Source organism: uncultured Brachyspira sp. (assembly GCF_944390595.1).
GTDB lineage: Bacteria > Spirochaetota > Brachyspiria > Brachyspirales > Brachyspiraceae > Brachyspira.
Genome location: NZ_CALXRN010000100.1, coordinates 1 through 10160 on the forward strand (window position 1 = coordinate 1; position 10160 = coordinate 10160).

General features: G+C 25.7%; 12 protein-coding genes and 1 pseudogene. 9 read left to right on the plus strand and 4 right to left on the minus strand.

The features are described from left to right. The first annotated feature begins 250 nt into the window (after nt 1–250). Nucleotides 251–1267, plus strand: coding sequence for a hypothetical protein (locus Q0J90_RS05185; RefSeq protein ID WP_297276887.1), 1017 nt, complete (start codon nt 251–253; stop codon nt 1265–1267). A 5-nt stretch (nt 1268–1272) separates the two neighbouring features. Further along, the gene (locus Q0J90_RS05190) at nt 1273–1800 is read left to right on the plus strand and encodes a metallophosphoesterase (RefSeq protein WP_297276888.1); all 528 of its coding nucleotides are present in this window, start codon (nt 1273–1275) and stop codon (nt 1798–1800) included. A gap of 226 nt (nt 1801–2026) precedes the next feature. Here Q0J90_RS05190 and Q0J90_RS05195 read toward each other — a convergent pair whose 3' ends face one another. Genes Q0J90_RS05195 through Q0J90_RS05205 form a run of 3 tightly spaced genes read right to left on the minus strand, consistent with a single transcriptional unit; the run spans nt 2027 to nt 4504 of the window. Continuing rightward, nucleotides 2027–3022 carry a glycosyltransferase family 9 protein gene (locus tag Q0J90_RS05195; RefSeq protein ID WP_297276889.1) on the minus strand — a complete coding sequence of 332 codons (996 nt, stop codon included), beginning with the start codon at nt 3020–3022 and terminating at the stop codon, nt 2027–2029. Between the two features lie 26 nt (nt 3023–3048). Then, nucleotides 3049–3813: a hypothetical protein gene (locus Q0J90_RS05200; RefSeq protein ID WP_297276890.1), complete on the minus strand. Its 765-nt coding sequence runs from the start codon at nt 3811–3813 to the stop codon at nt 3049–3051. A gap of 10 nt (nt 3814–3823) precedes the next feature. After that, a complete protein-coding gene (locus tag Q0J90_RS05205; RefSeq protein ID WP_297276891.1) occupies nt 3824–4504 on the minus strand; it encodes an ATP/GTP-binding protein in 681 nt (226 codons plus the stop codon). A 243-nt stretch (nt 4505–4747) separates the two neighbouring features. Here Q0J90_RS05205 and Q0J90_RS05210 point away from each other — a divergent pair, with 243 nt between their 5' ends. The 6 genes from Q0J90_RS05210 (at nt 4748) to Q0J90_RS05235 (ending at nt 8868) form a co-directional block, all read left to right on the plus strand. Continuing rightward, on the plus strand, nt 4748–5416 hold the full coding sequence (locus Q0J90_RS05210; protein ID WP_297276892.1) for a hypothetical protein: 669 nt from the start codon (nt 4748–4750) through the stop codon (nt 5414–5416). A gap of 4 nt (nt 5417–5420) precedes the next feature. Beyond that, a complete protein-coding gene (locus tag Q0J90_RS05215; RefSeq protein ID WP_297276893.1) occupies nt 5421–5921 on the plus strand; it encodes a hypothetical protein in 501 nt (166 codons plus the stop codon). Between the two features lie 107 nt (nt 5922–6028). After that, nucleotides 6029–7279 carry a cell division protein FtsA gene (gene ftsA, locus Q0J90_RS05220; protein WP_297276894.1) on the plus strand — a complete coding sequence of 417 codons (1251 nt, stop codon included), beginning with the start codon at nt 6029–6031 and terminating at the stop codon, nt 7277–7279. Between the two features lie 86 nt (nt 7280–7365). After that, entirely contained in the window at nt 7366–7629 is a 264-nt protein-coding gene (locus Q0J90_RS05225; RefSeq protein WP_297276895.1) for a hypothetical protein, read from the plus strand. A gap of 100 nt (nt 7630–7729) precedes the next feature. Then, entirely contained in the window at nt 7730–8245 is a 516-nt protein-coding gene (locus tag Q0J90_RS05230) for a YfbM family protein (RefSeq protein ID WP_297276896.1), read from the plus strand. 56 nt (nt 8246–8301) lie between these two features. Then, nucleotides 8302–8868, plus strand: a complete 567-nt coding sequence (locus Q0J90_RS05235; protein WP_297276897.1) for a hypothetical protein — start codon at nt 8302–8304, stop codon at nt 8866–8868. Between the two features lie 35 nt (nt 8869–8903). Here the strand turns inward: Q0J90_RS05235 and Q0J90_RS05240 are convergent, their stop codons facing one another. Next, nucleotides 8904–9764 carry a DUF368 domain-containing protein gene (locus Q0J90_RS05240; RefSeq protein WP_297276898.1) on the minus strand — a complete coding sequence of 287 codons (861 nt, stop codon included), beginning with the start codon at nt 9762–9764 and terminating at the stop codon, nt 8904–8906. A gap of 160 nt (nt 9765–9924) precedes the next feature. On the opposite strand from Q0J90_RS05240, the pseudogene Q0J90_RS05245 reads away from it, so the two are divergent. Further along, nucleotides 9925–10160, plus strand: a pseudogene (locus tag Q0J90_RS05245) (hypothetical protein); the annotation flags it as partial.

Consider the following 10160-nt stretch of genomic DNA (forward strand, 5'->3'; position numbering starts at 1 on the left):
TTGTTAAACCGTAAGCAGATGCAGCGATAAAAATGGAAGTTAATACTACGAATAACTTTTTCATAATTTATTGCACTCCTTGTACTAATTAATAAGCATAATAATATAACTTTTATACACTAAATTCCTTAATTTGTCAAGCAAATTTGAGTAAAAAAATAATTCATTATTTGATATTATCTATTATTAATATATAATCTTAATCAAAAATGTAATTATGTAAATTAATTGAAAAGAAAAAGGATAAATTATGTCTTCAAAAAAAACACAAAATAAAGCAAAAACTATAAAACCGCCTATTTTATTTTCAAAAACTCAGGAACTTATTAGTAAAATAACTAAACAGCTTGATGCTCCTTTACTAGCTTATTGGAACTCCAATGGCGGAAGCGTATGCCAAAATGATGTAATTGTGCTTTCAGATATACTAAAATATATTGATAAATGCGATAAAATATACTTCTTTATAAAAAGTTCAGGAGGAAGCGGACAGGCTTCTCTTAGAATAGTACATTTGCTTAGACAGTCTTTTAAAAAAGTAATAGCATTATTGCCTTTAGAGGCTGCAAGTGCTGCTACTATGTTATGCCTTGGGGCTGATGAAATACAAATGGGACCTTTGGCTTATATAACTGCTGTAGATACATCATTGCAGCATGAACTTTCACCTGTAAATAAAAACAATACCATGGTTTATGTAAGTCAAGATGAATTATCCAGAGTAATAAAATTGTGGAAAGAGCAGTCTTCAACAAATGATAATAATCCTTATGAACATATATATAAATACATACACCCTTTAGTTTTAGGAGCAGTTGATAGAGCATCTAGTTTATCAGTAAAACTATGCAAGGATATTCTCTCATATCACATGAAGGATCAAAAACTAATAGACAGTATATCAAATTCGCTTAATTCAGAATATCCTTCTCACAGCTACCCTATAACAATAAAAGAAGCTCAAAAATTGGGACTTAATGTAAAAGACATGGACAATAAACTTAATGATTCATTAATGTCATTAAATGAATATTACTCAGAAATGGGGCAGAAATCATGCACAGATTATGATGAACTCAATTATCATGATAATGAAATATTAAACATACATGAAGGTACCGGAATACAAATATATTATCAGGAAGATAAAGATTGGCATTACAGAGTTGAAGAAAGAAGATGGATTTCCATGAATGACAACAGTTCTTGGATAAAAAATACCATCACAAAAGGAAAACAAAAGAAAAGTATATTCCATATAAGATAATCACTATGATTTATTTTATTTCAGATACTCATTTTAATTCACACAGTATATTAAAAACTAGAAAATGCTTTAAAAGTTTGGATGATATGCATACTGTTTTAATTAATAATTGGAATAATAATATATCAAATGATGATGAAGTTTATATATTAGGAGATTTCTCTAATGAAAAAGGATATATAAAAACAGAAAGTATATTATCTAAACTTAACGGCAAAAAATATTTGTTAATAGGCAATAATGATAATTTTTTAAAAAATAAAAATTTTGACAGAGATTTATTTATATTCATAAAAGATTATTATTTGCTCCATACAAACATAAAAAATAAAAATTCTAAAACAATAGATATAGCATTATGTCATTATCCAATATATGAGTGGGACGGCATGCATAGAGGAACATTACACATACATGGACATATACATAAAAAAATATTTTATAATAAATTAGCTTTTAATGCCTCATGCAATATACATAATTTTTGCCCTATTTCATTAGAAAATATATTAAAAGAATTACAATTAATATAACTAACTTAAAAAATTTGTTAATAACATATTAAAAAATTTATTGCAAATATAAAATATATTTCTATTATTTTTTATATTATTGCAAAAATTATTAGTATTTAATTAAATTAAAACTTTTAATATTATAAAATTTTATAAATAAATTACTATTTTAATGTACTAAATGTTGCATTAATATAATTAAATATCGATATTAAATTATAAGTAAAAATATTTTTTATTAAAATTAATGATTATACACATTGATAATTCTTTCAAATATATCTATTACTTCTTTTGGTTTTACAACTTCTCTGCACTCAAAAGTATTAATCCCACATTTTTTTCCGCCGCATATACAAGCTGAATTATCAGGTTTTTTCTCTATAACATGACTGTTAATACCTATAGGAGAATTTTGATATGATGGTGTTGCAAAATATAAAGCCAAAGTTGGTATACCCACTATAGAAGCAACATGCATAGCTCCTGAATCATTGCCTATAAATCCTTTGCATAAACTTAAAACAGCAGCTATCATATCAAGAGACATATATGGTATTATAGGATCTTTAATAAGCATTGCTGATATTTTATCAGAAATCTCTTTTTCATTCGGAGTTGTAATAAATAATGTCAAAGCATCATATTTATTTGATAAATAATTTGCAGCCTCTGCAAAATATTCCTCTTTCCAAATCTTTCCAAGACTATTAGTAGCACCTATACCATAAGCAAATACCATTTTATTATCTGGATTCACTTCTTTCATGTACTCTTTTGCTTTATTAAGTATTTCATCTTTTATATTTAATTTTATTGTAGGTCTTTTTTTATCTATTCCAATAGCTTTTAGTAAATTAACATAATAATCTGCAGTATGTGCCCATCTTACATCTTTTCTATCAACAGCATCAGTTAACATAAAATTTCTATAATCTGCCTTATATCCTATACGTCTTTTTATACCATGTCCGAAAATTCTAAAAGCACTTTCAAATGAATTAGGAAAAAGCAAAGCAGCATCAAAATTATATTTTCTTAAATTTTGAAAATTTTTAACTTCTATGCAATCATCAACTAAATCGCTTACTGTAAATATACCGTACATTGATTTTTTAGCCATTACAGTTATTTTTATATCTTTATATCTTTCTTTTATTAGAGAAATTGCAGGCATAGACATAACAATATCTCCAAGCCAATTAGGCGAATGTATAAGTAAATTTTGTATATTATCCATAAATAAAATAATATAAAAACATAAAATTATAAGTCATCCAAATCTATAAAATCATTCATAAATTTTTCATAACCATTTATTATATTTTTATAAGCACTTCCTTCCATTATTAAATTATTAGATTTTCTGACATTGATAAAATATTCATAAAGCATAGAAAAGTCATTTTTAAAAGTATTTTTCCATGAATCTTTAGAATCATCAATAACATCTATATTACCGCAATTAAATATCATATATCTTAATAGCTTAGTTTGGCTGTTTTGAGAAGAAATAACCATCTCAATATATTTATCATTTACAAAAGTTAATTGATCCTGAATATATATAGAATTAATCACACTTTCATCTGTAGGTATTAATTTTTCATTTTCATCTATATAGTTATTAGAATAATAATTTACGTTATTAAATATTATGTGAAGGTAAAAATTAGGCACCTTAACATCTATGCTTTTCATTGATATTAATGTATTTGCTAAATTAGTTAAAGCAGTATCTAGTAGTTTAATTTTAACTTGGCTATTTGATATACTTATTTCTTTTATAACAGCACTATGCATTTGACTAAGTCCTATATAATCAATGCTTCTGCCCAATCTCATAGAATTAGAAAATAAAAAATTTTTATATACATTATCAGAGACATAACATTTTTCAAATGTTTCATCATCCAATATAATAGCATCTTTATCTGAACGCCCCTGATATTGACTATAAAATATAGTTTCATATACACTAGGCGACAGCATAGACGCTATCTCATATAATTTTACATTATTATAATCCATAAATCAAAAACTATATAACATTTCCTATACTTTTTATATCATAATCCATTATAAATAGCCTATATTTACTATCCACTCCATTATTTTTATTCAAAAAATCTCTGCTTACACAAGTAAACTTAACTGGAATATTTTTTTCATTTGAAATTTCAGATGCTATATTCTCACCTCTTTTGATATCTTCCATAGAAGTATCATGCATTAAATGAGTATTATTAATTATACCAGTTATTTTTAATCCAAGAGCACTCTCTATAGATATTAAATGTCCTAAGGCATAATCAAAAGTTGAATTCTCTTTTCTATTAGCATTTAATACAAATAATACATCTGTCTCATTAGTATCAACTTTATCCCTAAAAGTAGCAAAAGGAAGACTTCCTACAGAATTACCTCCCATATCAATTATGCCAATAATATCTTTTTTATTGAAAATAGAATACACTTCAGCAGATACAGCAGGCAAATCAGATCCGGATTGAGGCAAATAGCTTCCTATAACCTTTATATTATTACTTTCTAAGTATTTTGCATGCTCCCTTGATCTAAAATATGGATTAACAACATCTAAATCTGCTATATAAATAGGATCTGCGGTTAGACTTCTAATATAAAGACTATAGTTTATAGAAAAAGAAGTTTTACCTGCCCCATAATGTCCGCATATAATTGTTACTCTGTTATAATCCATAAAAAGTCATTCCCTAATTTCATACCTTATATTTAATAAATATACTATATTTTAGACTTTTTTCAATTTTTTTACTTAAATTAATTTTAGAATTATAAATATTATTTTTTATAATGTCAAATTTAATATATCAAAGAATACAAAAAATAATTTTTTATACTTGAAAATAAAAATATAGTCGATATTATATGATAAGATTGTATTTTTTAATTGAGTATAGAATAATTGTTTTAGGAATAAGAAATGAAAAAATATATATTTATTTTGATGCTTTTATATACTTCTTGTATATTCGCACAATATGCAACTAATGACGCCTATGTTCCAAATAATAATAACAATAATAATACAGCTGCAGCAGAAGAAAATAATCAAAATAATAATGAGTATATAACTAATGATGCTGTAATGGGAAGAAAACCTGCTGTAATAACTACTCCTATAACAGGGTTTAAAAATATAACATTAGGTGCAAGCAGACAGGATACAATAAATGCTATATTAAGCGACAATACAATGACTTTGCCTAAACAATATATGACTGGAACTGTAGATTTATCAGCCGAAGAAAGTGCTACATTTATTGCATTAGAAGAAAATAAATTTTATAAAAGCGGATATTTTATATTCAAAGATGATGCTCTATATTCTATAACCATAAATTTTCAGTCTAATCAAGTTGATTTTTTAGAATTACTATCTGCGTTAAATGCCAAATATACGAAAGGTGCTTTTTTAGATGCCAATACTGTAGCTTGGCAGAATGGAGATATAAGAATAATATTAGAAAGACCAAGCGTTGTTAAATATATAAATATGAATAATGTCACAACAACTTCAGATGTTAGAATAAAAGAAAAAGAGGAAGCTCCTCCTCAAAACACAAGAAAATCCATATTAGAAGGACTATAAATAAATGTATAAATATATATTGTTAATATCATTATTAATCTTACCATTAATATCATGCAGCGGAAATGATAAAGGTAAGAATGTAAAAAGAGTGGAAATAGTTTTAAAAGATAATGAAGAACATAAAGAAAATATAGAGATTAAAGATTATAATGAAGATAAATTAAAAAAATTAGCTTTATCATCTCTAAAAGAATTTTATGCTTTACCTTATAATGAAGAAAGTGTACGTATTGCTTATGAAAAATTTTATTCAACTAACTATAAAGAAATTTTAAGAAAAACTAGAAATATAAAAAATGCTGATGAATATGTACAAAGCAATCCTTCGCTTGATTTCGAATTTGAAACTACAATAGATAAAGTTTATGATATAAAATTAGATGGTAAAAAAGCATATATAGATGTTGATTCTTCTGTATATGACAGAGTCGAAGATACCACATCAAAAGCCAGACAAACTTTTGTAATGTCTTATGAAAATAATAGATGGGTTGTATTATAATATATACTCTATAATGCCTAAAACAATAAATAAATAACTATTAATAATACCGCATTTTTTTCCGAAAATATTAACATAATAATATCATTATTATTTAGGAGTTTATCTTGAAAGAGCCAATTATCGCTGGACTAGATGCAGGAAGTGCATCAATAAAAACTATCATCGCCCGTGTTAATGATGATAAATTAGATGTTATAGGAATAGGTGAAAGCGAAAGTGAAGGCATCAAAAAAGGGGTAATCATTAATATAGATGCTGCTGCTAATGCTATAGAAAAATCTATAAATGAAGCTGAACACATGGCTGGCTTACAAGCTCCTGATATAATTGCAACTATAGGCGGAGATCATATAAAAGGTTTGAACAGTAAAGGCGTAATAGGCGTTAATACAAAAGATAAAGAAGTTACAATAGCTGAAGTTGATAGAGTTTTAGACAGTGCTAAAAATATATTAATACCTGCTGACAGAGAAATTATAGAAGCTATAGAACAGGAATATTCATTAGACGGACAGGATGAAATAAAAAATCCAATAGGAATGTCCGGAACAAGATTAGAAACTAAAGTACATATAATAACAGGTCTTAAGCATGTAAGCGAGCATTTAAGAAAAACTTTAAATAAAATGCGTTTTTCCGGAAAAGACTTTATAGTAAATATAAGAGGAAGTGCAGAAGCCTGTCTTACTGAAGATGAAAAAGAACTTGGTGTTGTAGTATTTGATATAGGACATTCTACTACTTCAATGATGGTATATTTAGAAGGATCTGTGTGGCATACAGCTGTAATACCTGTAGGAAGTCAGCATATAACTAATGACATAGCCGAAGGATTAAGAATAACTATACCTTCTGCAGAAAGATTAAAAAGAGATCATGGATTTGCTTTCATAGATATGGTTGGAGAAAAGGAAATTATTGAAGTTCCTACTGCAAGCGGACAATTAAAAACTTTGCCTAAAAGAGTATTAACAGAAATAATACAGCCTAGAGTAGAAGAAATATTCAGTTTATGCGGAAAAGAATTAAGTAAAATGAAGTATATTGATTCTCTTTCTGCTGGTATGGTATTCACTGGAGGCGGTGCTTTGCTTCCTGGACTTGTTGAACTAGCTAAGGCTTATCAAACAGCTGTTAAAGGGGCAGCACCTATTACTGCTAGAATAGGAGTACCTGATAAGATAGAAGGTATAAAAGATATTTCAAATAATCCAGCTTATTCTGCGGTTATAGGAATACTTATGATGAGTTTAGATGAAGCTACGCAGGTTAATATTCCTTCCCATAAAAAGCAAAATGAAAAAAGTAAATTTAAATTTAATTTTAAAAATCCATTCTCTGAGTTTTTTAAATAATTATTTAAATTTATTAATCATAAATATATTTGATTTTTAAACCTTTATATATATAATTAAAATAACATACATATTAAGGCTTAATAATGGAACAAGAACCAAATAAAGATGATATTCTTGCCATAACAATGCAGCTTATACTGGCAAGAATAGTTATGATTAGTAATTTAGCAGCTTCAATCAGCTTAATTATAGTAAACAACGGCATCAAAAGATACTATTTTATTGCAGCATTAATTTTTTCTCTATTCCTAGTTATATATTTTCTTAAAACTATAAAAATAAAAATGTCTTTAATATATAGTATAATTCTAGCAGGAATTATATTTGCTGCTAATTATTTTTTATAAAATATTCTAATTTCACATCTCAATAGTTAAGTTAAAACTATAAATTTTGACAAATTGTAATTTTTTTATATAATCAATTAATTATTATGGAGGTATATCAATGGGATGTCTTGGTGTATTATTTGCTTTAAGTGATAAAGATTTAAATAAATTATTAAAAACTTCAAGGTTTGAAAGACCTGATTTTATTTCTGAGTATTTAGAAGAAATTTATTTTGAAAAGCATACAAAATATGTTTATGAACTTGATAAATCTTGGGACGCTATGCATAGATGTCTTTCCAGCGATGGGCTTTTAGTATTCGGCGATGATAATTATCCTTTAGGCTCTATTATAATGGGCGGAGATGTTTTATACGGAAACGGAGATGATGAGGAAGATTATATTATCACATTAAAAAAGGCAAATGCAGTTAAAGATATTGCCTCAAAAATAGAAACAATAACAAAAGAACAATTCAAAGAAAAATATTTTAAAATAGATGAAAAAGATTATGAATATCCTTTAAGCGATGAAGATTTTGAATATACTTGGGATTATTTTTACAGAAGTATAGAGTTTTGGAAAAATGCTTCAGAAGCAAACAGATCTGCTATATTTACAGTTGACCAATAATGTTTAAATATTTTATCTTTATAACATTTATTTTTTATATAAATGCTTTTTCTGTAATGAATGATGATATTTATAAATTAAGTGATTTAAAATATAAAGACTATGATATATACAGAGAAAAATCAAATATAATTGGTTTTCATAAAGATGAGTATAATTATAATTTATTTTTAGAAGATAATAATTTTAATACAAATAATTTATATATAAAAACATTTGACAGATATGCAAATATAGAATTAAAAATCAATACAAAACAAAATCAAAAATATAATATACAAATACTAGAAATAAATATAATTAAATCAAACAGAATATTAAACACATATAAAATGAATATATACCCTACTCTATTTAATGTAGAAATTACAGAAGGATACAATAATTATAAAGCTGTAAAAGAAAATAAATCATTTACAATAAAAATAAATAAAAATATTTTTGATGAAATAAATGAAAGAAATATAAGCTCATTTTTAAAAATTGATTTTTATTTAAATGGAAGTAAAAAAATCAAAAATTTTAAAGAAATAAATAGCAGTATAAAAACTTTTGATATAGAACTTTTCAGCAGATATCCTTATTATTTTAATACTTATAATATAAAAATAATTTATGAGTAATATATTTTATTTATATTAATTATATATTATTTATTTCATCTATTATCAGGATCAAATTTCTGTAATAGTCTTATAAGTAAATAAGCTGCTAAAAACATTATAGGACATAATACCCATTCAATACCTTTTGGAAGTCCTGGAAAAACTTGTATAATAGAACCCGATACAAAACCGGATATTATTAAATAAGAAGATTTAACATAATGCTCCATCCAATATTCTAAAATTTTAGTAGTAAGAACAACACCTAAAATAGAGCCTACAGCCAAAGGAATTAAATATGGGAAATATAAATTATGAACTGCGTCAATAGTTTCCCTATATATACCCAAAAGCAGAAACATATATGAAACACTTATGCCAGGCAATATCATCGCAATAGCCACAATAAGACCGGCAATTATAAGTATAAAATACATAAAGACTTCGCTTCTGTCTCCTGAACTGCTGAAAAACCCTTCCGGTATTATTGATATTAAGTATACTATGCCGGCACCTAGAAGAATGTATATAATACTTAAAAAATCGAATTTATAAGATTTTGTTTTATTATAAACTGTATTAAATCCTCCTAAAGCAGCTCCCATAAAAAAGAATGAAGAAACCGTATAATATTTTTCTATTATATTAGATAAAGGCTTTGAAACTATAACCATTCCCAAAACAGAACCTACGCAAAAAAATATTAAAAATAAAAAGTTAATTTTATTTTTAGAAAAATAATTCTCATTCTTTGAGAAACTTAAAATCCCGCTTAAAGAAGCAATTAATTTATCATATATTCCAAGTATCATTGCCATAGTACCGCCGCTGAATCCTGGCACCAACATTGAAGCTCCTATAATAAAACCTTTAATAGAAGTATATATATAATTCATCATTCCAGTTAAATTCATAAACTATTACAATCCTATTCTTTATTAATTTGCGAAAAAAAGAATATATTATATATAAATTTAAAGCAAGTATTTTTTACAATAGTTTTACAATGTTTTAATTGATATTTAAATAATTTTAATTTATTATAAAAAATAATATACATAAAGAGGGTAAAAAATGAAAGCAGTTCTTTCCGTTATTTCTATTTTTATTTTAATGATTGCTATAATTTCCTGCGGCGGCGGAAACAAAGAAACAGCAGAAAATACTCAAACTAATCAAACAGAAACTAATCAAGTATATATTAATCCGACAACTACAAATAATACAGATATTGATATTAACTTTGATACAACTAAATATACTAATGAATATATTCAAGGTACAGAAAAAGATCCTATAGCTACAGGATA

Coding starts and splice junctions, on each gene's coding strand:
- Q0J90_RS05200 (WP_297276890.1), bottom strand. CDS start 3,813: ATGGATTATAATAATGTAAAATTATATGAGATAGCGTCTATGCTGTCG.
- Q0J90_RS05185 (WP_297276887.1), top strand. CDS start 251: ATGTCTTCAAAAAAAACACAAAATAAAGCAAAAACTATAAAACCGCCT.
- Q0J90_RS05190 (WP_297276888.1), top strand. CDS start 1,273: ATGATTTATTTTATTTCAGATACTCATTTTAATTCACACAGTATATTA.
- Q0J90_RS05235 (WP_297276897.1), top strand. CDS start 8,302: ATGAATGATGATATTTATAAATTAAGTGATTTAAAATATAAAGACTAT.
- Q0J90_RS05225 (WP_297276895.1), top strand. CDS start 7,366: ATGGAACAAGAACCAAATAAAGATGATATTCTTGCCATAACAATGCAG.
- Q0J90_RS05240 (WP_297276898.1), bottom strand. CDS start 9,764: ATGAATTTAACTGGAATGATGAATTATATATATACTTCTATTAAAGGT.
- Q0J90_RS05205 (WP_297276891.1), bottom strand. CDS start 4,504: ATGGATTATAACAGAGTAACAATTATATGCGGACATTATGGGGCAGGT.
- Q0J90_RS05195 (WP_297276889.1), bottom strand. CDS start 3,022: ATGGATAATATACAAAATTTACTTATACATTCGCCTAATTGGCTTGGA.
- Q0J90_RS05210 (WP_297276892.1), top strand. CDS start 4,748: ATGAAAAAATATATATTTATTTTGATGCTTTTATATACTTCTTGTATA.
- Q0J90_RS05230 (WP_297276896.1), top strand. CDS start 7,730: ATGGGATGTCTTGGTGTATTATTTGCTTTAAGTGATAAAGATTTAAAT.
- Q0J90_RS05215 (WP_297276893.1), top strand. CDS start 5,421: ATGTATAAATATATATTGTTAATATCATTATTAATCTTACCATTAATA.